The organism is Altererythrobacter sp. Root672 (assembly GCF_001427865.1).
GTDB lineage: Bacteria > Pseudomonadota > Alphaproteobacteria > Sphingomonadales > Sphingomonadaceae > Croceibacterium_A.
The window spans coordinates 153,549-175,080 of sequence record NZ_LMHH01000001.1; the positions used below are offsets into that span (position 1 = coordinate 153,549).

18 protein-coding genes and 1 tRNA gene are annotated in these 21,532 nt (G+C 64.7%); 13 read left to right on the forward strand and 6 right to left on the reverse strand.

Going from position 1 to position 21,532, the window contains the following annotated elements; genetic code table 11:
* Window positions 1-55 precede the first annotated feature (55 nt).
* A complete protein-coding gene (locus tag ASD76_RS00720) occupies window positions 56-1,117 on the forward strand; it encodes a Glu/Leu/Phe/Val family dehydrogenase (protein ID WP_055917054.1) in 1,062 nt (353 codons plus the stop codon).
* Window positions 1,114-1,347: a hypothetical protein gene (locus tag ASD76_RS00725; protein ID WP_055917057.1), complete on the forward strand. Its 234-nt coding sequence runs from the start codon at window positions 1,114-1,116 to the stop codon at window positions 1,345-1,347. Before ASD76_RS00720 ends, ASD76_RS00725 begins: the two co-directional genes overlap by 4 nt.
* Window positions 1,348-1,468: 121 nt before the next feature.
* On the opposite strand, the gene ASD76_RS00730 is transcribed toward ASD76_RS00725, so the two are convergent.
* Both ASD76_RS00730 and sppA read right to left on the reverse strand, forming a co-directional pair.
* Window positions 1,469-1,543 (reverse strand) — tRNA-Val (locus tag ASD76_RS00730).
* 67 nt (window positions 1,544-1,610) lie between these two features.
* A complete protein-coding gene (gene sppA / locus ASD76_RS00735; protein WP_055917060.1) occupies window positions 1,611-3,500 on the reverse strand; it encodes a signal peptide peptidase SppA in 1,890 nt (629 codons plus the stop codon).
* 136 nt (window positions 3,501-3,636) lie between these two features.
* Between sppA and ASD76_RS00740 the strand changes: the two genes are divergently transcribed.
* Window positions 3,637-4,647, forward strand: a complete 1,011-nt coding sequence (locus ASD76_RS00740) for an aspartate carbamoyltransferase catalytic subunit (protein WP_156457491.1) — start codon at window positions 3,637-3,639, stop codon at window positions 4,645-4,647.
* Window positions 4,644-5,873 carry a dihydroorotase gene (locus tag ASD76_RS00745; protein WP_055917064.1) on the forward strand — a complete coding sequence of 410 codons (1,230 nt, stop codon included), beginning with the start codon at window positions 4,644-4,646 and terminating at the stop codon, window positions 5,871-5,873. Before ASD76_RS00740 ends, ASD76_RS00745 begins: the two co-directional genes overlap by 4 nt.
* A gap of 592 nt (window positions 5,874-6,465) precedes the next feature.
* On the opposite strand, the gene ASD76_RS00750 is transcribed toward ASD76_RS00745, so the two are convergent.
* From ASD76_RS00750 to ASD76_RS00760, 3 genes are read right to left on the reverse strand one after another with little or no spacing between them, the layout of a single operon-like run.
* Window positions 6,466-7,767, reverse strand: a complete 1,302-nt coding sequence (locus ASD76_RS00750) for an SPOR domain-containing protein (RefSeq protein ID WP_082553537.1) — start codon at window positions 7,765-7,767, stop codon at window positions 6,466-6,468.
* Window positions 7,768-7,773: 6 nt separating this feature from the next.
* Window positions 7,774-8,403 carry a hypothetical protein gene (locus tag ASD76_RS00755; protein ID WP_055917070.1) on the reverse strand — a complete coding sequence of 210 codons (630 nt, stop codon included), beginning with the start codon at window positions 8,401-8,403 and terminating at the stop codon, window positions 7,774-7,776.
* A gap of 15 nt (window positions 8,404-8,418) precedes the next feature.
* Entirely contained in the window at window positions 8,419-9,135 is a 717-nt protein-coding gene (locus ASD76_RS00760) for a ParA family protein (RefSeq protein ID WP_055917073.1), read from the reverse strand.
* A 236-nt stretch (window positions 9,136-9,371) separates the two neighbouring features.
* Here ASD76_RS00760 and ASD76_RS00765 point away from each other — a divergent pair, with 236 nt between their 5' ends.
* From ASD76_RS00765 to ASD76_RS00800, 8 genes are all read left to right on the forward strand, one after another.
* Window positions 9,372-10,523, forward strand: a complete 1,152-nt coding sequence (locus tag ASD76_RS00765) for an SPOR domain-containing protein (RefSeq protein ID WP_055917076.1) — start codon at window positions 9,372-9,374, stop codon at window positions 10,521-10,523.
* A gap of 37 nt (window positions 10,524-10,560) precedes the next feature.
* Window positions 10,561-11,832 (forward strand): DUF418 domain-containing protein, encoded by a 1,272-nt coding sequence (locus ASD76_RS00770; protein ID WP_055917081.1) that lies wholly within the window; start codon window positions 10,561-10,563, stop codon window positions 11,830-11,832.
* 41 nt (window positions 11,833-11,873) lie between these two features.
* On the forward strand, window positions 11,874-12,068 hold the full coding sequence (locus tag ASD76_RS00775) for a bacterioferritin-associated ferredoxin (protein WP_055917082.1): 195 nt from the start codon (window positions 11,874-11,876) through the stop codon (window positions 12,066-12,068).
* A 113-nt stretch (window positions 12,069-12,181) separates the two neighbouring features.
* Window positions 12,182-12,664, forward strand: coding sequence for a bacterioferritin (bfr, locus tag ASD76_RS00780; RefSeq protein WP_055917085.1), 483 nt, complete (start codon window positions 12,182-12,184; stop codon window positions 12,662-12,664).
* 127 nt (window positions 12,665-12,791) lie between these two features.
* Window positions 12,792-15,146, forward strand: a complete 2,355-nt coding sequence (locus ASD76_RS00785) for a TonB-dependent receptor plug domain-containing protein (RefSeq protein ID WP_055917089.1) — start codon at window positions 12,792-12,794, stop codon at window positions 15,144-15,146.
* On the forward strand, window positions 15,146-16,159 hold the full coding sequence (locus tag ASD76_RS00790; RefSeq protein ID WP_055917092.1) for a phytase: 1,014 nt from the start codon (window positions 15,146-15,148) through the stop codon (window positions 16,157-16,159). Before ASD76_RS00785 ends, ASD76_RS00790 begins: the two co-directional genes overlap by 1 nt.
* A 295-nt stretch (window positions 16,160-16,454) precedes the next feature.
* Window positions 16,455-18,632: a PQQ-binding-like beta-propeller repeat protein gene (locus ASD76_RS00795; RefSeq protein WP_082553538.1), complete on the forward strand. Its 2,178-nt coding sequence runs from the start codon at window positions 16,455-16,457 to the stop codon at window positions 18,630-18,632.
* A gap of 107 nt (window positions 18,633-18,739) precedes the next feature.
* The gene (locus ASD76_RS00800; RefSeq protein WP_055917098.1) at window positions 18,740-19,543 is read left to right on the forward strand and encodes a universal stress protein; all 804 of its coding nucleotides are present in this window, start codon (window positions 18,740-18,742) and stop codon (window positions 19,541-19,543) included.
* On the opposite strand, the gene ASD76_RS00805 is transcribed toward ASD76_RS00800, so the two are convergent.
* Window positions 19,506-21,149, reverse strand: coding sequence for a glycoside hydrolase 43 family protein (locus ASD76_RS00805; protein WP_082553539.1), 1,644 nt, complete (start codon window positions 21,147-21,149; stop codon window positions 19,506-19,508). The genes ASD76_RS00800 and ASD76_RS00805 overlap by 38 nt on opposite strands.
* 60 nt (window positions 21,150-21,209) lie before the next feature.
* Here ASD76_RS00805 and ASD76_RS00810 point away from each other — a divergent pair, with 60 nt between their 5' ends.
* Complete coding sequence (locus ASD76_RS00810) at window positions 21,210-21,503, forward strand: hypothetical protein (RefSeq protein WP_055917101.1); 294 nt, start codon at window positions 21,210-21,212, stop codon at window positions 21,501-21,503.
* Window positions 21,504-21,532: the final 29 nt, after the last annotated feature.

The window sequence follows — 21,532 nt, forward strand, 5'->3', positions numbered from 1 at the left end:
CAGCACTGCCGCTGAGAATTACGCAAAAGCTCTTCAGATCAGGGAGCGCTTGCGAATGTTTAAGTTTGTGTCCGCCGCACCGCCGGAGAGTGTGCACGTGCTGCGCGATCCGTCGAGCGGTCTCGATGGCGTGATTGTGCTTCATTCGACCCGAAGAGGCCCCGCCGCAGGCGGTTGCCGCCTATGGTCCTACTCCAGCAGCACCGAAGCCGCCAAGGATGCGGCGCGCCTTGCCGAGGGAATGGCCTATAAGAATGCGCTGGCAGACCTGCCACTCGGTGGCGGCAAGGCCGTGCTCCGCCTTCCACCCGGACCTTTCGATCGCCGTTCTCTGTTCCAGGCGTTCGGGCGGGAAGTCGCCAAGCTTCAGGGCAGCTACGTTACGGCCGAGGATGTCGGCACCACCGTGTCGGACATGCAGATAGCCAGCGGGACCTGTCGCCATGTTGCTGGCTTGACCGCAGTTCAAGGACGGCCGGGCGGCGATCCGTCGCCCTGGACGGCCCTTGGCGTGTTCATTTCGATGCAGGAGGCAGTCCGTCGCAAATTCGGAGCTGACCTCAAGGGCATGACGGTGGCTGTGCAGGGGCTTGGTAGCGTCGGTTCTCATCTATGCGGCTTGCTGCACGGAGCCGGCGTTAAGTTGGTCGTTGCCGAGCCGCGTTCGGACGTCGTTGCAAGAGTTGCCTGTCGATACGAAGCGACCATTGTGGGGCTGGACGCGATCCTGGACACCAAGTGCGAGATTTTCGCGCCCTGCGCCCTCGGCGCTGTAATCGACGAGCATGCCGTCAAGCGCTTGCGCGCCAGGATTGTGTGCGGAGGGGCCAACAATGTGCTTGCGACCGACGAAGACGGCTATCGGCTGGCAGATCGAGGCGTGCTCTATGCGCCCGACTACGTGGTGAATGCGGGCGGCATCATTAACGTCGCGGCCGAGTATTTGGGGTGGAACACCGAAGAAGCAGAAATGCGAGTGAGGCAGACCGGCCAGCGCCTCACCGACGTGCTGGACTTTGCCGACCGGAAGGGCCTGGCATCCCACCATGCGGCAAACGACTTGGCGCGCCAGAGGATCACAGCATCGCAGCCTGGTTGGAAGATGGAGGTCGTGTGATCGAGCTCGTCAATTTTCGCGTGACGGCGCATTCGAGTTCTGGCCTGCTTTGCAAGATTCTGGGCCTGTTCGCTCAGTTGGGTCTTCCGGCTCCGATCTTGCAGGTTAGCCTTGTCGGCGTGTCCATGCGCATCGAACTAAGTCTTGCCAATTTTGGTGATGCGCGCGCTCAGATCGTTGCTCGGAAGATTTCAGGCTTCGTCGGAGTGGAATCGGTGACGGTTATCTGATCCGCGCGAGCCGTCAGACGATATGCATGCTTAAGTGTCCGCAATGAGTGAAAAGCGGTACCGACTCTTTCATGGATTTTTCATGGGCGGCCGCGCGATGCGGCTTAAGCCTTTGAAGTCATGGTGGGCGCGGCAGGGATTGAACCTGCGACCCCACCCGTGTGAAGGGTGTGCTCTACCACTGAGCTACGCGCCCGCTCGACGGGATATGACCCGGCGGCAGGCGCGCGCCTTTGCCACGCGCGCCCGCCGCTGGCAAGACGTCAGTCGAGCAAATGCCGGGCGAGCCAGTTGTAGGCGGATTGCGTCCCGGCATCGAGCGTTACCCGCCTGAGCGGCGCCGCGGGAGCCGGGCATTCGAGGCACCGGGCCTGAGCGCCACGAACCTCAAGCAAGCCTTGCAGGTCGGAGATGATCCGCGCCCCTAGCTGGCGATCGTTGCGAGCGAAGAAGGCGAACATGTCGTTGCTCTGGGCTTCGCGGCCTTCGACTTGCAGGATCCGCTCCAGCACCGAAGCGAAGGGATCGACATCCCGGCCAAGATAGTCGGCGTGCCAGTTGCCCTTCTTGAGCTGAGCTTGCTTTGCCGCCCATTCGATCGCGGCATCAAGATCGCCGAACTGGTCGACCAGGCCAAGCTGTCGGGCTGAACCGCCGTCCCACACGCGGCCCTGACCAAGTTCGTCGGCCCGTTCGCGGGTGATGCCGCGGGACTCTGCCACCAGCGAGATGAAGCGCTCGTAACCCGATTCGACGGTCGCCTGGAGCACGGCCTCGGCCTCGGGCGTCAGGCCGGCGAACAAGTCCGGCTGGCCGGACAGCGGGGTGGTCTTTACGCCGTCGGTCGTCACGCCGAATTGGGCGAGCGCGTCCTCGAACGTTGGCAGCACGCCGAAGATGCCGATCGAGCCGGTGATTGTCTCGGGCTCGGCAAAGATACGGTCCGCCGGAGTGGAGACCCAGTAGCCACCGCTTGCGGCGACATTGCCCATCGACACCACGACCGGGATGTTCCGCGCCTTGTGGCGCAGGATCGCGCGCCGGATGGCTTCGGAGCCGGTGACCGTGCCGCCGGGCGAATCGACGCGCACGACCAGCGCCTTGAGATCGTCGTCGAGCGCTTCGTCGAGCAGTTCGACGATCCGCTGGGCGCCGGCCTCTCCCGGACCGGCCATCCCGTCGCTGATCTCTCCGGCGATGGTGATGACTCCGATCTTGGCGCCGGGCGTCTCACGGTCGATCGAGGCGTGCCACGCTTCGAAATCGGTGTTGGCAAAGGCGCCGGGCGTATCGTCCCAATCGTCTTCACCCACGATTTGCGCCACGCGCTCGCCCCACTCGGTACGAGTACCCGTGCGATCCACCAGGCCCGCCGCTACGGCCGCCGCGGCGAGATCGCCCTTGCTCGCCGTGAGCCAGGCGGGAATGTCGGTGGTGGCCATGGAGATGTTGGCCTGCGGCCGGGCCTGGCGGACGTTGGCCTGCCATTCCTGCCACAGCGAGCCGTAGAGCTGTTCGTAGTTCTCACGGGCCTCGGGCGACATGCCGCCGAGCAGATAGGGTTCGACCGCGCTCTTGTAGGTGCCGACCCGGAACACATGGGCGTTCACCTTCAGCCGTTCGAGCAGGCCGGCATAGTAAAGCCGCTCGCCACCCGGCCCGGTGATCGCCGCGCCGCCCATCGGATCGACCCAGACCTCGCTGGCATGGGCCGCGAGCATCATCGAATCGTCGCTATAGGCCACGGCGTAAGCGAGCACCGGCTTCTTGGTGGTCCGGAAGCGGTCGAGCGCTTCGCCGATTTCCTGCATGTGGACATGGCCACCGCCGAGGAAAGTCGAGAGATCGAGCGCGATGGCCTTGATCCGCTTGTCCTTGGCGGCCTCATCGATCGCACGCACGACATCGCGCGCGGCGAATTCCTGTGTCGGCACTGCGGAGGAGAGCAACCAGGTCAGCGGATCGACCGGCGACACTTCCTCGACCACCGCACCGTCGAGGTCGAGCAGCAGCGCCCCTTCGCGCACCACGCCGGGGCTCGGGCGCGAATTGAGGATCGCGAAGACCCCCGCGAAGAACAGCAGCAGGAACAGCAGGGCGAGCGCGTCCTTGATGCCGACGAGCAACCGCCAGACTTTGCCTGCAAAACTCATCCTATGCCCCTGTTTCCGCAAATCTTCCAACACATGACAATCTAGAGGGCCGGGGTCATCGGTGCCAGTCGAAACGGCATTGTCCCCAGGAGGCAGCTTGCCAGCCCCCGGGGCAGGCCCTATGGGCTCGGCTTTAATGACATCGGCGAACACCCCTCCTGTCGCAGGCCGCTATCCGGCCGGTGCGCTAGCCTTTCCGCATCGCAGCTTGCTGGGCATTGGCCAGCTCGAAACCCACCAGATACATTATCTGCTCGACGAGGCGGAACAGTGGGTCGAGCTCAACCGGCAGCCGAAGAAGCATACCGACAGGCTGGCCGGGCTCACCATCATCAACGCCTTCTTCGAAAACTCCACGCGCACGCTGCTCAGCTTCGAGATCGCCGGCAAGCGCCTGGGCGCCGACGTGGTCAACATGCATGCCGCGCAGTCGAGCGTGAAGAAGGGCGAGACGCTGATCGACACCGCGATGACGCTCAACGCCATGCGCGTCGATGCGATCGTGATCCGCCATGGCAGTTCGGGCGCGGTCCAGCTTATCGCCGAGCAAGTCGATTGCCCGGTGCTCAACGCCGGCGACGGACAGCACGAGCACCCGACCCAGGCCTTGCTTGACGCCTTGGCCTTGCGCCACGCCCTGCGCGCGCGGGGGCGGCACGAATTCAACGGCCTGGTGGTGACGATCTGCGGCGACATCCTCCACAGCCGCGTGGCCCGTTCCAACATCCTGTGCCTGCAGGCGCTCGGCGCGGTGGTGCGGGTTTGCGCGCCTCCAGCGCTGATGCCTGCCGGGATCGAGGCGATGGGCGTGACGCCGTTCTCCGATTTCAACGCCGCGCTCGATGGCGCCGAGGTAGTGATGATGCTGCGCCTGCAGAACGAGCGGATGGAGGGCCAGTTCATCCCCAGCCCGCGCGAGTATCGCCACCTCTACGGCCTCACCACCGAGCGGCTGGCCCGCGCGGCGCCCGATGCCATCGTGATGCATCCCGGGCCGATGAACCGCGGGGTGGAGATCGATAGCACCGTGGCCGATCTGGCCGGCCGCTCGATCATCACCGACCAGGTGGAGATGGGCGTCGCCATCCGCATGGCCTGCCTCGACGTGCTGACCCGACGAGCGCGCGGCGTGGAGGGCTGGGCATGAAGCAGCTGCGCCCGCTCACGATCACCGGCGGCTTGCTGGTCACGCCCTCAGGCGTGAAAGGCGGCTCGATCCGCTGCGTCCAGAGCATGATCGAAGCCGTCGGCGAGGTTCGGCCGCAGGACGGCGACGAAGTTGTCGATGCCGGCGGACGGCTAATCGCCCCCGGCCTGGTCGACTTCGGCGTATTCGCGATCGACAAGCCGGCGTTCCATTTCGGCGGCATTACCCGCGCCGCGCTGATGCCCGACCAGTCCCCGCCGCTCGACCATCCGGCTCGCGTGCGGTTCGCTGCTGCGAGCGGCAAGCCCGACTTCTGGGTCCATCCGCTCGCCGCCGCCACGGTGGGGCTCGAAGGTGCGCAATTGGCCGAACTGGCGCTGATGCGCGATGCCGGAGCCCGCGCCGTGGCCACGGGCCGCGCCTGGATCGGCGACAGCGGCGTCATGCTGCGCCTGCTGCAATATGCCGCCATGCTCGGCCTGGTCGTCGTTACCCATGCCGAGGACGGCGGCATCGCCGGCCAAGCGGCGGCGACGGCGGGTGAAATGGCCACTCGCCTCGGCCTGCCCAGCGCTCCGGCCGAAGCCGAGGCCCTGGCGGTTGCGCGCGACATCGCCCTGGCAGAAATGACCGGCGCACGCCTGCACTTGCGCCAGGTGACGACACGGGCCGCGCTCGGCCTTGTCCGGGCGGCAAAGGGCCGGGGTGTAGCGGTGACGGCGGGCGTCACGCCGGCGCATTTCATGCTCTCGGACCTGGCGCTGCAAGGCTTCCGCACCTTCGCCCGCCTGTCTCCGCCGCTGCGCGAAGAGGCGGACCGGCAAGCGGTGATCGACGCCATCGGCGATGGCACGATCGACGTCATCGCGTCGGGCCACGATCCACGCGGACCGGAGGACAAGCGCCTGCCGTTCGCCGATGCCACGCCGGGCATGGCCGGGGCCGAAACGCTGCTCGCCCTGGTGCTGACGCTGGTGCGCGATCGGGTGATCCCGATGGAACGCGCTTTCGATCTCGTCTCTCGCAACCCCGCTTTGCTGCTTGGGGTTCAGGCCGGCGAGTTGCGTGCCGGGGCCGAGGCGGACGTTGCCTTGATCGATCCGGCAAAGCCCTGGATCGTCGACTCTACCAAGATGGCGGCCACCGCCGGGAACACCCCGTTTGACCGTCAGCCGGTCCAGGGTCGTGTCACTGGTCTGTGGAAGGGTGGGGTGGAAGTCGGTTAGCCTAATCAGGCCCTTTTTGCTTGACTTTGTGAACCATATCGGTTAGATGACCCGCCGTCAGTTGACACCTGACAAGCGACGGGTGCGGGAGCGGTAGCGCTTCGTTCTCACTCTCCCGCAGCTAAGGCCGGCGCCCTTCGACATCGTCAGAGGGTGTAGCGAGTTTTGGTCGCAGCCCTCGCCGCCGTTCGCATTCCATGCTCGCGCAAGGCAATCCTGTGACGCCCAGGACGCGCCGGCCTTTGCCCGTCCGCGTTTTCTCCTGGCGTTAGGCCCGCATTCGCCAGCGGGTGTTCTTGCTTGTCTGAAGCTCACACGCACACCCGTCATCCTGAACTTGTTTCAGGATCCGTTCTTCCGCCCGCACGGAGCCGTCGGGTGAACACCCCACCTTGCGGCAAGCTGGCGCCCAGCCGCTACGCTTCAGGGAGTGACGAGAAATGGGTCCTGAAACAAGTTCAGGATGACGGAAGAGCATGAGTGAGTGGGTACGCACAGGCACCCCCTCCTCGCGCCTTCGCGTGACCCAAAAAGCAAAACCCCTCCCGGTTAGGGGAGGGGTCCTGGGTACTCGAACTAATCGAGTGAAAGTTCAACGGCGCGCCAATTGCACGCCGGTGTCGACCGCGCCCGGAAGCGGGCGGCTCTGGTCGTAAGCGAAGCAGGTGTTGCCCGAAGCCTTCACCCGGCCGCACATTGCGGTGGACGAGGACTTGGCAAAGCCGGCGGCCGAAACGCGCCAGTAGTGCTTGCCGCGAACCACGGCCTCCGAAATCACCATCTGGTGCCCGGACAACTCGGGATACTTGCGAGCGTAGATGTTCCAGGCGCGGCGAGCGCTCGCTTCGCTGAGGAAGCTGCCGAGCTGCACCCGGTGCGTCCCGTTAGCCTGCTGAGCCGAAGCAGCGACGGCGCGAGCCGGGGCGCGACGGGCAGAAGGTTGCGGAGCGGCGCGCGGGGCGACCTGCGCAACCTGGACAACCGGAGCGACCGCGGGAGCAGCGCTGACCGGCTGAAGGGTGGGACGCTCGATGCGCTCGATCCCTGCGCTGGGATCGATCGAAGCGAGGGCCGGAAGCTCTCCCGACGGCTCGGCGAACTCGGTGAAGGCCGGCTCGGCCGTCGGAACGGCGGCTTCGGCGAAAAGCTGTTCGATAGCCGGATTGTTGGCCAGGGCCAGCTGGGCCGGCTGGCCGGTGTCGCGCACGCCTGCCGGTACGTCCAGCAGAGTGGCAACGCGTTGCTGCCAGGCTTCGGGCTGGGCCATCATGGCCCACTCGGCCATGCGGTCGCCAACCTTGTCGGCCGGCACGTCCTGCTGCGCCATCAGGCGCGCTTCGCGCCACTGGCCGCCGAGGGCGTAGGAATAGGCCAGGTTCTGCCGCATCTTGGCGGTGTTCTCGCCGCGGCGGATGGCGTTCGACATCAGCATGATGCCGCGCTGCTGCTGCCCGGAGATGGCGAGGGCCAGGCCGAGGTCGGCCGTGGCGATATCGCCTTCGTGCTTGTTGAGCAGTTCGGCGGCTTCGGCATGCTTGCCGGCACCGGCGAGTGCCAGGGCGCGCCCAAGCACCACGCGGGGCGAGCCGTTGCCGAGCTCCATCGCGTCACTGAAAGTGGCGGCAGCGGAATCGAACCGGCCCGCGTCGAGATAGGCCGAAGCCAGAGTCGCGCGGAATTCGGCGTTGCGGGGCTCTGCCAGAACGGCCGCCTCGGCGTGCGTGATCGCCTTGTCCTGCTTGCCCTGGGCAAGCGCTTCCTGCGCCAGGCCGGCCGAAATGGCCGCGGACGGTGGCGTGCCCGTCGCACAACTTGCCAGGAGAGTCCCGGCCAGGGTCGTGGTCAGGGCGATGTGGATCCCACGCTTGTTGGCGATGGTGCGGTTCATGGTCATTGGCCTCTATATCCGTTGATGTAAGTCACGCTCCACCTGCACAGCGAGTACCTCGACCTCCGGAATCTCTGACAGGAACTTGTCTAACGCCGCTGTCACCAGCTGCTGCGCGCTACGGTTCATGACCGTGCTGGCAAGGCGCAGCTTCAGGTGACGCTTGCCATCGAGACGCAGCGTGAAAGCTGCACGACGGCCCGCCTCGGGGGCACTGCGGCGTTGTGGCTCGCGGCGCTGCGGCTGGACGGTAACTGCCGTTTCGACAGCCCGCCGTTGGCGCAGTACCTCGGGTTCGGGCGCGACGAAGCTGGGAATGCCAGCTTCTTCCGCGGGGGTGACGAGGCTGGGATAGTCTTCCTCGTCATCGAATTCTTCTTCTTCGCCGAGCTCTTCGTCGCTGAACGAACCGGACGATGCGGCCGGGGTCAGCGAGTAGATTTCGGCTTTGTGCACCGGCGCCGGGAGTTCATCCTCCTGACCCATGTCGTTCCACCCGAGATCCTCGAGATCCTGGGCAAGAGCCTGAGCCGTCTGCGCGCCGCCGAGCGACGCCATCTGTGGGCGCATCGCCGGTTTCGCGCCGCCCTTGCGGGCCAGAAGCGAGGGGCCGAGCGAAGCGAAATTCTTGGGTTCGCTCATGGTTACGTCTCCCTCTTACTGGGCGACGCGGCGGCCGAAGCCGCCTTGCGGGCGATAATTGCCGGGCGTTTGAACCGCGGTGCCGGGAGCGGCGAAGACCGTCCGGCGGAAGTTCTTTTCGAGGCGGTCGGCGATGTAGTGCCACAGCGCCACGACTTCCTGGGCGCTGCGTCCTTCGGGCTCGACTTCCATGACCGTCCGGCCGTCGATCATCGAGGCGGCGTAGTCGGTGCGATGGTGCAGGGTGATCGGGGCGACCGTGCCGTGCTGCGACAGCGCGACGGCGGCTTCCGAGGTGATCTTGGCCTTGGGGGTGGCAGCGTTGACCACGAAGATCAGCGGCTTGCCGGCGCGTTCGCACAGATCGACCGTAGCGCCGACGGCGCGCAAGTCATGCGGCGAAGGGCGCGTCGGCACCACGATCAGTTCAGCCACCGAGATGACCGACTGGATCGCCATGGTAATGGCCGGAGGCGTGTCGATTACCGCGAGCTTGAAACCTTGCTGGCGGAGGATGGCCAGATCGTTCGCGAGCCGCGCGACAGTGGTTTGGGCAAAGGCCGGGTAATCGGCTTCGCGTTCGTTCCACCAATCGGCGAGAGAGCCTTGAGGATCGATGTCGATCAGGACCACAGGGCCGGCGCCCGCGCGCTGCGCCTGGACCGCCAGGTGACCCGAGAGCGTGGTCTTGCCCGACCCGCCTTTCTGCGAAGCCAATGCCAATACGCGCAAGACCAATTCCCCCTGATTCGACGCCGGAGACAACGCATTTCCGGCCCATTCGACATTGGAGATCGCAGAACACCCTAAATTTTGGGTTAACTCGGCCACCCTTTCCGAAAATGCGGGCGGTAATCGGAGTTCTTGTCCGCTTTTGGGAAAAAACGAGCGGCATAAAGCATTTGCTAATGGCTCATTTACTATCCTGCGGTTTCGAACTGACTAACGGAGCCGGGGCAAGCCGCGCCATGCTATCTGATCTGAACAAGCCGGTCCGCGCCGCCATTCTCGCGCTCGCCGTGCTGGGCGCCGCGCCCGCGATGGCGGACGTCAAGGCGGGCGTCGACGCTTGGAGCCGGGGCGATTTCGCCGTGGCCGTGCGCGAATGGGAAGCGCCCGCCGCCAACGGCGATGCCGATGCCATGTTCAATCTCGCCCAGGCCTATCGGTTGGGACGGGGGGTGCCGATCGATGCGGGCCGCGCTGAGGATCTCTACGCCCGCGCCGCGGCGGCCGGTCACATCCGGGCCGCCGATACCTATGGACTGATGCTGTTCCAGGATGGCCGTCGCGAAGCCGCGCTACCTTATGTGCAAGCAGCCGCCCGGCGGGGTGATCCGCGCGCGCAGTATCTGCTCGGCGTGGCCCACTTCAACGGAGACCTGCTGGAGCGCGACTGGGCGCGTGCCTATGCCTTGCTGACCTTGGCGAACGGGCAGGGGCTGCCACAAGCGGCTGCCGCCCTTTCCGAGATGGACCAGGCCATCCCGCTCGAGCAACGCCAGCAAGGCGCCGGTCTGGCGACGCAGCTGCGTGAAGAGGCGCAGCTCGCTCGGGCAACCGAACTTACGGCGGCCGAACTTGAACCTTCGCTCGTCAGCGCCGACCCGCAGCCGGTCACTCCCGCAACGCCGCGAGTTGTCGCAGCGCGGTCGGCTCTCGACGATGCCGTCCGGGCGACGGGCATGGAAAATCCTGCCGATGCTGGAGTGAGCTTCGCGCTGGGTAGGGCCAGTGGGCCGGTGAGTGAACCCGTTGTCGCCGAGGTGCGGGAGGCGAAGCCGGTCGTCGTCTCGGTGATCGAGACTCCTGCACCAATGGCAAGGCCAGCACCGGCGCCAGAACGGACGACTGCCCCGACACCGGCACGCGCGCCCGCTCAAGTCGCCACGGGCCCCTGGCGGGTACAGCTCGGTGCGTTCTCGGTTGCGGGCAACGCCGAGAAATTGTGGAGCAAGCTTAGCGGCCGGGCTGAGCTCAAGGGCAGGGAGCGGCTGATGATCCCCTCTGGCCGGGTGACCAAGCTGCAAGCGGGTGGCTTCCCCACTCGCGCCGCCGCCGATGAGGCGTGCCGGTCGCTTCAGCATTCGGGTCAGGATTGCCTTGTGACCCGCAGCTGAAGCGCCCTATGGCCTTCCCCTTAGGCTGGGGAAGTGCATGAGCGAGGTCGAAGTCCAGAGTGCCGCACCCAGCCAGCCGGTCAGCGCGGCAGAGCGTATCGTGGCGCTCGACTTCATTCGCGGCATTGCGGTGCTCGGCATCCTGTTCCCCAACATCGTCGCCTACGGGCATCCGATGCTGGCCTACTACTGGCCCGAAGGCCTGCCGGGCGGATCGACCGCGTTCGACCGGTTCGTGTGGCTGTTCCAGTTCGTCCTGATCGATGGAAAGCTGCGCGGGATTTTCACATTGCTGTTCGGGGCCGGACTGATCCTGTTCCTCGATCGCGTCGACGCGCGCGGTGGCAGGCCCGACCTGCAAATCCGGCGGCTCGCGTGGCTGGGTGTCTTCGGGGCCGCCCACACATTCCTGATTTGGACGGGCGACATCCTCTTGCTCTACGCCGTCGCTGGGTTTGGCGCGCTGCTCATGACCGGCTGGGACGCGCGGGCACAGCTGCGGATTGGGGTGGCCTGGTTCCTCGCCGGAGCCCTGGTTTTCTCGGCCGCCTTTGGATCGTCGTTGGCCGCGGAGGGCTTCCCCCCGATCCCCGACCCGACGCCGCTCTCGCACGAGCAGGCTCAAGCAGGCGCCGCCGATTTGGTGAAGGAGGCGAACGAGGAAACCGAGGTGACGCAAGTCGGGGACTGGCCCAAGCTTGTGGCCTGGCGCGTGACCCAGGAAGGGCCTGAACTGCCGTTTGAGCTCCTGTTCTTCACCCTGGTAGAGACGATACCGCTGATGCTCATCGGCATGGCCCTCTATCGCCTGGGACTGTTCGAGGGCCGGCTGGATCGCGCGAAGATGCGGCGCTGGGGCTGGATCGGGTTCGCCGGCGGAGCCGCGCTGACCTTGCCGATCGGCTTGTGGGTCATGTCGGCGGGCTTTCCGGTGTTGCTGACCCAGTTTGCGTTCAACGGCCTGTCCGCGTTCCTTCACCTGCCGATGGTTCTCGGCCTCACCGCCCTGTTGTCGCTATGGGCTCCGAGAGCCGCGCAAGGCTGGCTCGGTAGCCGCGTGGTCGCGGCTGGACGAATGGCATTCAGCAACTACCTGGGCGGCTCGATCCTGATGATGTTCGTCTTCCAGGGATGGGCGGGCGGTCAGTTCGGCCAGTTGCACCGACTCGGGCTACTGCCGTTCGTGCTTCTGGCGTGGGTTTTGATGCTGGCCTGGTCGAAGCCCTGGCTCGCACACTTCCGCTACGGCCCGCTCGAATGGCTGTGGCGCTGCCTGACGTACTGGCAATTGATGCCCATTCGCAAATAAGGCTTGATACTGCGATCCATTCGCATTAGTTCGAAGGGGTCATGTACATCTGCGTCTGCAATGCCGTTCGGGAATGCGAACTCCGCCGCGCTGCTCAGCGTAGCTGCGGAAATGCTGAACGCGTCTACGAAACTCTCGGCAAACGGCCCCAATGCGGGCAGTGCCTGGAAGAGGCTGACGAGATCATTTTCGAAGAGCGCCTGTGCGGTTCGCAACTCGCACTCGCAGCTGCCTGACACGATCCTGACAATCATTCGCAAACCCCAGGATTTCTGGGGTTTTTTGCCAGTTTAGGGTTGCCTCCGAGGGTGCCGCTGGCCGATAATGCGCGCATGCAGGAGAATGCGCGATGAAGGGTGATCCGCAGGTAATCGAATACCTGAACAAGGCGCTCACGAACGAGCTGACGGCGATCAACCAGTACTGGCTGCATTACCGCGTGCTCAATCACTGGGGCGTGAAGAAGCTCGCCGAGTACGAGCGTCACGAATCGATCGACGAGATGAAGCACGCCGACACGCTGTCGGAGCGGATTCTGTTCCTCGATGGACTCCCCAACTTCCAGGCCTTGCACAAGCTCAAGGTGGGCGAGACGGTAGAGGAAATCCTCAAGGCCGATCTCGCGCTGGAATATGAGGCCGTCCCGCTGCTCAAAGACGCGATCGCTTACGCCGAAAGCGTGCGCGACTACGTCAGCCGCGAGATTTTCGAACGCATCCTCGAAAGCGAGGAAGAGCACATCGACTTCCTCGAAACCCAGTTCGACATGATCGAACGGATGGGGCTGCAGAACTACGTGCAGCTCAATTCAGAGGCGCCGGAAGCGGACTGAGGCCGCGACAGGAAACCTGTTGCCACAAGGGCACATTTGTCACCGTCATAGTCCTGCAATCGAACCGTCCGCAAAGCGTCACTAGCCGCCCCTAGAGGCCCCTTCGTCACATGGACGGAGGACAGTAATGAGACTTTGGGGGCACCTTTCGAATGGTGCAGCATTCACCGCGATCGCACTAGCGTTTACGCTGCCTGCACAGGCGCAAGTCGCTGATAGCGCTGACGAGGGCTCGAGCGAAGCCGCGCAGCCGCAAACCAGCAACCAGATCGTGGTCCAGGCCGACATCGGTTTCCGCAACCGTAGCGAGGGCGCCGAACCCGTTCTGGTCTATGACGAAGACTACTTCCAGCGCTTCGAGCCGCTGACTGCCGGCGACGCGCTCAAGCGCGTTCCTTCGGTCACGTTCCTCTCGGACGTCATCGAAAGCGATGGCCCGCGCCTGCGTGGCCTCGATCCGGGCTACACCCAGATCCTGATCAACGGCGAGCGAGTGCCGGGTCCCAACCCCGACCGCTCGTTCTTCCTCGACCGTATCCCTGCAGAGCTCATTGAGCAGGTCGAGATCGTTCGTTCCTCCTCGGCACGCCGCACGGGCGATGCGGTGGCTGGCACGATCAACATCAAGCTGCGCGACGCGCTCGCCCTCGACGGTGGATACATCAAGGGCGGTGGGATCCTGTTCGATGACGGCGAACTGAAGCCTACTCTCGGCCTCTATTACGGCGGGGCTCTCGGGCCGGGCCGGGTGCTTGTCGGCGCCAACCTGCAAGGCCGTTACAATCCGAAGGAGAAGCTGAGCCTCCGTTACAGCGACTCACCGGAGAACAATCCGAACTTCGCCACCGACGACTTCGAAAATCGCGAAGACCAGAGCGATATCCGCGACGGTACGGACTATGCGTTCAACGGTAGCTACATTCTCGAGTCCGACACGACCACGGTCGAGTTCAGCGGCAACTATGTCCGCACGGACCGCACCGAGACCGAGCGCAGCTTCGAATACAACGTCGTCTCGGGCACCCCTGGACCGGTCGAATTCGAAGATGACGACAATCTGGGCCTCCTGACCGACGCGCACCAGCTTGAAGATATCGACCAGGAAAATTGGACCTTCGGTGCCAAGCTCGCCCACGAATGGTCGTTCGGCAAGACCACGTTCAAGGCTAACCTCGCGCGCTTCAACGACAACGTCGATTCGACCGAGACCGAAGTCGCGTTCGATACCGACGAAGGCGACGATCCCGAGTGGGAAAGCAAGCTCACGGCTCAGCACAACGATGACCAGGAGCTGTCATTCGCTCTCGATCACCAAGTCCCGGTGTCGATGGACATCAACTTCGTGGTGGGCGGCTTCCTGCAGGACAAGGATCGCGACACAAACATCGGCGAGGCCGAGCAGGACGGCGGACTCGACGACCGCAACTGGGATCAGTTCACGAACTCTCCCGCCGATCTGATCGGTGCGTTCGACGATCCGGAAGCCGTGGACCTCAGCACCATCAGTGAAAGGCGCCGCGACCTCTATGCGTTGTTCGAAGGCGATCATGGCGTGGTTAGCTGGGAAGCCGGCGTCCGCTGGGAGAGCACCCGGACCCGCATCACCGACCTGATCGAGGAAGTAGCGGTCGACAACGACTATAACTATTTCCTGCCGTCCGCGTCGCTCAAGTACGACATCGGCATGGGTCGGTTCACGCTTTCGGGTGCGCGCACTGTGCGTAGGCCGCAGTTCGACTATCTGACGCCGGCAACGCTGGAAGAAGAGATCGGCGACAACGACTTCCAGGGCAATCCGCTGCTGATGCCGGAGAAGGCCTGGGGCGCCGATTTCGGCTACGAGCATCACCTTGGCCGTACCGGCGTGATCGGGGTCAACGTGTTCTATCGCAAGATCGACGATCTGGTTGAGCTGGCGACGGTGTTCGATGATAACGGCGATCCCATTCCCAGCGACAACGGCGACGGCATCGTCCTTCAGCCGCAGAACGTTGGCGACGGCGAGGTCTATGGTGTCGAATTCGACCTTTCGGCTGACCTGGGCTTCATCGGCCTCCCCAACACCGGTGTGTTCGGCAACCTTTCGGTGCTCGACAGCTCGGTCGAGGATGCGTTCGGGGAACGTCGCTTCAACGATCAGTCGGACCTGGTGTACAACTTCGGCGTGATCCAGAACCTGCCGAAATACGGCGTTGCGTTGGGCGCCACCTACCGCAAGCAGGGCTCGGCGTTCGGTCGCGTCCTCACTGAGGAAGTGACCACCACTTACGGCGCGGATCTCGAGATCTTCATCGAGAAGCGTGTCGGTGACAGCTTCACCATCCGTGCGGTCGGTTCGAACTTGCTCGACGGCAAGAAGAAGGAAGCGTTCAACAAGTTCGACTCGATCGAGGATCAGGTGGATCGCGACTTCGACGAATATGAACTCGAGAGCGAACGGGCTGGACCGGTGTTCCAACTGGTCGGACGGTACGCCTTCTGATGCGCACTCTGGCAATAACCCTGGCGACGGCGAGCTTTGCGCTCGCCGGATGCGCCTCCAACCCCGTGGGCCTGCCGGCCGTCGAGGTCACTGCGGTGGCCGAGACGGACCCGGTCGGCACCGCGAACGAGGATGCCGCCGACGACCCGGCGATCTGGCGCAACGCTGCTGACCCGGCCGCGAGCCTGATCGTCGCGACCGACAAGAAGTCTGGCCTGCTGGTCTACGACTTGTCGGGCAAGACGCGGTTCACCGACAACTCGGGCCTGCTCAACAACGTCGACCTGGCGACAATGCCCGACGGACGCGTGATCGTGGTGGCGAGCGACCGCAACGATCCGGCCAATGCCAAGCTGCGCCTGTGGCGGCTCGACACCGCCAAGGCTCGCCTCGAACCGCTCGGCGCGGTCTCGGGCGGGACGGGCGAGGCTTACGGCGTTTGCCTTTGGCGCAACGGCGACAGCCTGATCGCCTATTCAGTGCTCAAGGAAGGGGTGACCCACGAAGTGCGGATCAAACTCAACGGAACGCCCACGGGCGAGCCGTTGCGCACGATGAAGCTCTCCACCCAGACCGAAGGGTGCGTGGTCGATCCGTCTGACGGGACGCTCTATGTCGGCGAAGAAGACGTCGGCATCTGGAAGTTTGCTCCGGGCGCGACCGAGGGCAAGCTGGTGGCGCCGGTTGATAACCAGCACCTCGTAGCTGACGTCGAAGGCCTGGCGTTGTTGCGCACTGGTGACCGGGCGGTGCTCGTCGCCTCCAGCCAGGGCGACAACGCCTATGCCGTGTTCGCCTTGCCGGACATGACTCCGCTCGGCCGCTTCAGGATCGTGGCTGGCAAGTTTGGCTCGACTGAGGAAACCGACGGCATAGAGCTCGCCGGCGGCAGCTTCGGCGCTGACTACCCGGACGGGCTGTTCATCGCGCAGGACGGCCATAACCAGCCTGCGGCGCAGAACTTCAAGCTGGTGTCCTGGGCCGCGGTAAAGGCGGCGTTGGGGCTGAATTGAGAAAAGCCCTCTCCCCGTGGGAGAGGGAGGAGCGCCTTAAGGCGCGGAGGGTGAGGGTCATGGAACAGATTATGCCTACTCTCACCCAACCCTCTCTCAAGAGGAGAGGGATACATGATCGAGAATGGGGGGACGGGGGCAGCTTCCACAGCTGCCCCCGACTTTTTGCCCAGCCGCTCCCGTTGCCTCGCCCGCACATCCGCATCCTCGTCGGCAAGGCGGGCTAACCCCCACGCCCACTGGAGCCGCCGCCAATCCGTGCTAGTCTCGCCCCAAACATATCGGGAGGGACGGGATGATAGCGAAGCGCATGGCCGCAAGGGCGGCCGTGGGAGTGGCCTTGGCGTCATTGGCATTCGCCCAAGCCGTCGGTCAGTCCGGGGCTTCGTTCGAGCCGGTCACCGACGCCATGATCCAACAGCCCGACCCCAAGGACTGGCTGAGCTGGCGGCGCACACTCGATTCCTGGGGCTACAGCCCGTTGGCCGAGATCGACCGTGCAAACGTCAACCAGCTCCGCCTCGTTTGGGCACGCCCGCTCAACGCCGGATCGCAAGAGGGCACCCCACTGGTCCACAACGGCGTGCTCTACTTCCCCGAACCGGGTGACGTGATCGCCGCGATCGACGCCAAGTCAGGTGACGTGCTGTGGGAGCATCGCCGGGCGGTGCCCGAGGACGTCCGCCAGTTCCTCACTGTACCGGACACCAAGCGCAACATCGCCATTTACGGCAACCTGATCATCGCCAGCAGCTCCGACGATTTCATCTACGCGCTCGACGCCCGCACCGGCGAGCAGGTGTGGGAGACGAAGATCCTCGACTACAAGCTCGGAGCCAAGCAATCGTCCGGCCCGATCATTGCCGATGGCCTGGCGATCACCGGCCGAAGCTGCGAGCCAGAAGGCGGACCCGACGCCTGCGTCATCACCGCCCACGACGCGCTGACCGGACGCGAGGTCTGGCGGACCAGCACCATCGCGCGTGGCAGTGATCCGAACAGCGCCACCTGGGGCAGCGTACCCGAAGAGAAGCGCCAGCAGGTCGGCGCCTGGATGATCGCCAGCTACGATCCGCAGCTCAAGCTGGTCTACATGGGCACTTCGGTCAGCGCCCCGGCACCAAAGATCTCGCTCGCGGGCAACGACCTCGATTACCTCTACCATAACTCGACCCTGGCGCTCGATGTGAAGACCGGGAAGATCGTCTGGCACTACCAGCACATCGTCGACCACTGGGACCTCGACCACCCGTTCCCGCGCATGCTGATGGACGAGGAAGTGGCGCCAGATCCGGCCGAGGTTGCCTGGATCAATCCGAAGATCAAGCGCGGCAAGACCTACAAGGTCCTCACCGGCGTGCCGGGCAAGACCGGGGTGGTCTACACACTCGACCGAGAGACCGGCGAGTTCCTTTGGGCGCGGCCAACGGTCTACCAGAACGTGGTCCAATCGATCGATGGCAAGACCGGCCGCGTGACGGTCAATCCCGCCACCGTGTTCACCGAGTACGGCAAGGCGGCATTTGTCTGTCCCTCGGCCACTGGCGGGGCAAACTACCAGGCCCCCGCCTACAGCCCGCTGACCGAGACGATGTATTTCCCGGCGCAGAACACTTGCGCCATGGTCTCCGCTGTCGCCCCGAGCCCCGACGGGCCAGGCGTCTACGGCATGGCCACACGACAGCAGCTCGCGCCGGGGGCCGAAAGCAATGTCGGCGTGATCCACGCGGTCAACGCCGTCACCGGGCGAACTGAGTGGAAGTACGCCCAGCGCGCGGGAATGCAGTCGCTGATGACGACCGGCGGTGGGCTTGTCTTCGCGGGTGACGCCGGTGGGCGCTTGCGTGCCATGGACGATCGAACCGGCGCGATCCTGTGGGAGGTCAACCTCGGTTCTTCCGTCACGGGATATCCGGCGACGTTCGAAGTCGACGGGCACCAATACCTTGCGGTCTCCACTGGCCGCTGGCTCAGCGACGTGTTCACGCCCGAACTCATCCACGGTGGCCAGAACACGCTCTACGTCTTCGCTTTGCCCGAGGCGGGGATTGGTCATCTTGGCCCGGTCAAGGCGCCGATCGATCCGGCGGCAAGGGTAACCACCAACGACCCCGCGCTCGACGCCGCTCCCTCTCGCAAGGTGAGCGACGGCGTGTTCAGCCTCGCCCAGGCGACTGCAGGCAAGGCAGTTTACGACACCCGCTGCGCCGCCTGCCATGGCGCCACCTTCACGCCAGGACCCGGCGTGCCGCCGGTGCAGGGCGCAGCTTTCCTCGCCAACTGGCGCGGGCGAACCATGGCCGACTTCGTCACGCTCGTGCGGACGACAATGCCGCCAGGTGCGGGCGGATCGCTGCCTGAGGCGGACTACCTCGCGGTGGTGGCGTACTTGCTGCAGGCCAATGGTTTTCGGGACGGGCAGCCGCTTGTTGCCGACGAGGCAACGCTGCGAGGGATCGGGTTTGGCGGTTAGCTGGTTTGGCAGGGTGTAGCGCCCGCCCGACTAAGCAATATCCCTGAGATACAGGCGCTAACTTCCCCCGCATATTGGACGGAACCATCAAGTCGACGGACCGCCCAATGATCCACTCCATTGCTCTTCCGACCGATTTCTCCGACGCGGGTTCTACCGCGTTCGAACATGCGCTGCGGCTGGCGCTGCTCAATCGCAGCCGGCTCGACCTACTCCATGTCCGCCACCCGCAGGTCTCTCCCCAATGGCAGGCGTTTCCGCGCGTTCGAGAGGTGCTGCACCGGTGGAACTACCTCGACGAGGATGCGCAGGTTGAGGACATCCTCGCACGGACCGGCGTAGAGGTGCGCAAGGTCGATATCCGTGACGACGACGCGGGCGACGGCCTGTCCAACTATCTGCAGGAGCATCGGCCCGATCTGCTCGTGATGGCCAGCCGGGGGCATGCTGGCCTCGAGCGGCTGCTCAAGGGATCGGTCACCGCCGAAGTGGTGAGGGAAACGCTGGTGCCGACGCTGGTCCTGGGGCCGGAGGCACGGCCTTTTGTCGCCGCGGACACCGGTGCGATGCAGCTCGAAACCGTGTTGGTGCCGGTCGACCATAATCCTTCGCCCAACGGGGTGATCGCCCAATTGCAGTCGTTGACGGGTGCGCTCGAAGTGACGTTCGACTTCGTGCACGTGGGTGGCGATGCACCGCTGATCGAGGATGGTCGCGGCGGGGCACTGCCGGTTCGCACCGTCAACGGGCCGGTGGTCGAGACCCTGTTGCAGGAGGCAGAGGGGGTGAACATGGTCGCCATGCCCACTGCGGGGCGCGACGGCTTCCTCGACGCCATCCGGGGCAGCACGACCGAGCGTCTAGTCAGCGAGGTTAGTTGCCCGGTGTTGGTCCTGCCGGCCTTGTCCTAAGCTGAGCCTCCCCGGACACGCGAACCCAGTCGACGTCGACCCAGCCACCGGGAACACCGCGGGTGAAGCTGAACAGGGCGGGGCGTGAGCCTTTCCACCAGGAGAAGCGAGACAGGGGGATTGCCTCTCCGAAGGGGAGGAAAGAACCGCCACCGTCGAGACTGTAGGAGTAGGTCACGGTCTGGTCAGCAGCCACGACCGCCCGCAGTTCAATCGTCTGGCCCATGAGCTCTTGTCCTGCCGTCTCGTCGCCTTCGATCGACAGGGTTACTCGCGACCGGCCTTCTTCGCGAACGACGCCGATCCACGCCGGGCGGACGCCGAACAAGGTGAGCCCGGCCCGTTGGCCATCGTGCATGCCTGACACGTCGATGCGCGCGGTGATCTCGCTCGATGGCCCCTGAAGTATCTGGGTCAGGGTGTTGCGCGCGGTCACGAGTTGTTCGGCCGGTAGGGCGGTCAGGCGGAGGAACCCCGGCCGCGCCGCGAGGCTCCACGCGCTGTCCTGGGGGTTGTGGTTCCACGACCACTGCAAGCCAAGTTGCGGGGAAGAGAACTCGTCGGAAGCCTGCAGCCGATCGCTCGATGGCGGGCTGCCCGTGTCGGGCATGCGAAAACTGAGAACAGGTTGTCCTGCGTGACCGCTCGGAAGCGGTTCGCCGATGATTGGCCAACTGTCGCGCCACTCGACCGGCTCCAGGTAATCGATCCGGCCGAAGGCGCCGGTCGAATTGAAGTGGATGAACCATCCCTCTCCGGACGGCGTTTCGACATAGCCGCCCTGGTGCGGTCCCTGGACCTGGGTCGTGCCCGGCACCAGCACCGTACGCCACTCGTACGGGCCGCGAATGTCTCGGGACCGGCCGACCGCCTGCGGACCATTCTCCACGCCGCCGATCGGCGCGAAGATGTAGTACCAACCCTCGCGCTTGTAGAGCTTCGGTCCCTCGAGAACTGGCAGCTTGTCCTTGTCCTCGGCGACGACAACCCCGTCGTCGAGCACCCGCGACCCGTCGCCGGTCATCCGGTGCAGGATGAGGGGACCTGCGCCCACTTTGCCATGGATCAGCCAGGCCGTTCCATCCTCGTCCCAGAAGGGGGCCGGATCCTCCAGTCCAGCGGCCGCAATGACGTTGATCGGCGCGGTCCACGGCCCTTCGGGATCGCTCGCGGTGGACATGAACACGCCTTCGTCAGGCGTCGCCCAGTAGACGTAGAACAAACCATTGCGATGACGGATCGAAGGCGCCCAGACGCCGCTCGCATATTTGGTGCCGCCGATCGGCTTGGAGAGCTTGTCGGTGAGCGTGTGTGGCCCCGGCATGTCGTAGAGCGGCCCGAACGGCAGCTTTGGCAGGACGTGGCCGACAATCGTCCAATGGACCAGGTCGCTCGACCTGAGCACCGGAATGCCGGGCGAAAAATGGAAGCTGGAGGCGACCATGTAATAGTCGCGATCGACACGGATTACGTCCGGGTCGGAGTAGTCAGCGAAAAGGATCGGGTTACTGTAGAATTGGGCCGAGGTCGGTACGGCAGCGGCGAGCGCAGCAGCAAGAAATGCAAGCCGAACGGTCCGCATATAAGGTGAATTGCTACTGGTCATGAAGCCGTTATACTACTCGCACCAAAGGCGAAATCGTCGTCAACGGAGTTGGGGTAGGCGATGAAGAGCGTATTCACAACTGCGATCGCGCTTGCGATCATGAGCACCCCGGTAGTGGCGCAGGAGGCGGCCGAAGCCCCACCGGCCGACCGTGCAAAGCAGGAAAAGAAGATCTGCCGCACCGAAAAGGCGACAGGCTCGCTCACTCGCCGATCCAGAATTTGCATGACGGCCGCCGAGTGGCGGGACTTCGGCGCCAGAAACAAGCGGGGGCTCGACGAAATGAACCGGAACGCCTCAGGGGGGAAGATGTGTGTTCCCAACCCCGCCGACCCCTTCCAGGGCTGTACCTGAGGCAACCGAAACTCTCGGCATTTGGCCTC

What these genes read in the sequence shown, in the direction of transcription:
- ASD76_RS00810 (WP_055917101.1), top strand. Translation starts at nt 21,210, where the DNA reads ATGAAGAGCGTATTCACAACTGCGATCGCGCTTGCGATCATGAGCACC.
- ASD76_RS00785 (WP_055917089.1), top strand. Translation starts at nt 12,792, where the DNA reads ATGAGACTTTGGGGGCACCTTTCGAATGGTGCAGCATTCACCGCGATC.
- bfr (WP_055917085.1), top strand. Translation starts at nt 12,182, where the DNA reads ATGAAGGGTGATCCGCAGGTAATCGAATACCTGAACAAGGCGCTCACG.
- ASD76_RS00720 (WP_055917054.1), top strand. Translation starts at nt 56, where the DNA reads ATGTTTAAGTTTGTGTCCGCCGCACCGCCGGAGAGTGTGCACGTGCTG.
- ASD76_RS00795 (WP_082553538.1), top strand. Translation starts at nt 16,455, where the DNA reads ATGATAGCGAAGCGCATGGCCGCAAGGGCGGCCGTGGGAGTGGCCTTG.
- ASD76_RS00745 (WP_055917064.1), top strand. Translation starts at nt 4,644, where the DNA reads ATGAAGCAGCTGCGCCCGCTCACGATCACCGGCGGCTTGCTGGTCACG.
- ASD76_RS00740 (WP_156457491.1), top strand. Translation starts at nt 3,637, where the DNA reads ATGACATCGGCGAACACCCCTCCTGTCGCAGGCCGCTATCCGGCCGGT.
- sppA (WP_055917060.1), bottom strand. Translation starts at nt 3,500, where the DNA reads ATGAGTTTTGCAGGCAAAGTCTGGCGGTTGCTCGTCGGCATCAAGGAC.
- ASD76_RS00765 (WP_055917076.1), top strand. Translation starts at nt 9,372, where the DNA reads ATGCTATCTGATCTGAACAAGCCGGTCCGCGCCGCCATTCTCGCGCTC.
- ASD76_RS00750 (WP_082553537.1), bottom strand. Translation starts at nt 7,767, where the DNA reads ATGACCATGAACCGCACCATCGCCAACAAGCGTGGGATCCACATCGCC.
- ASD76_RS00790 (WP_055917092.1), top strand. Translation starts at nt 15,146, where the DNA reads ATGCGCACTCTGGCAATAACCCTGGCGACGGCGAGCTTTGCGCTCGCC.
- ASD76_RS00770 (WP_055917081.1), top strand. Translation starts at nt 10,561, where the DNA reads ATGAGCGAGGTCGAAGTCCAGAGTGCCGCACCCAGCCAGCCGGTCAGC.
- ASD76_RS00775 (WP_055917082.1), top strand. Translation starts at nt 11,874, where the DNA reads ATGTACATCTGCGTCTGCAATGCCGTTCGGGAATGCGAACTCCGCCGC.
- ASD76_RS00805 (WP_082553539.1), bottom strand. Translation starts at nt 21,149, where the DNA reads ATGACCAGTAGCAATTCACCTTATATGCGGACCGTTCGGCTTGCATTT.
- ASD76_RS00755 (WP_055917070.1), bottom strand. Translation starts at nt 8,403, where the DNA reads ATGAGCGAACCCAAGAATTTCGCTTCGCTCGGCCCCTCGCTTCTGGCC.
- ASD76_RS00800 (WP_055917098.1), top strand. Translation starts at nt 18,740, where the DNA reads ATGATCCACTCCATTGCTCTTCCGACCGATTTCTCCGACGCGGGTTCT.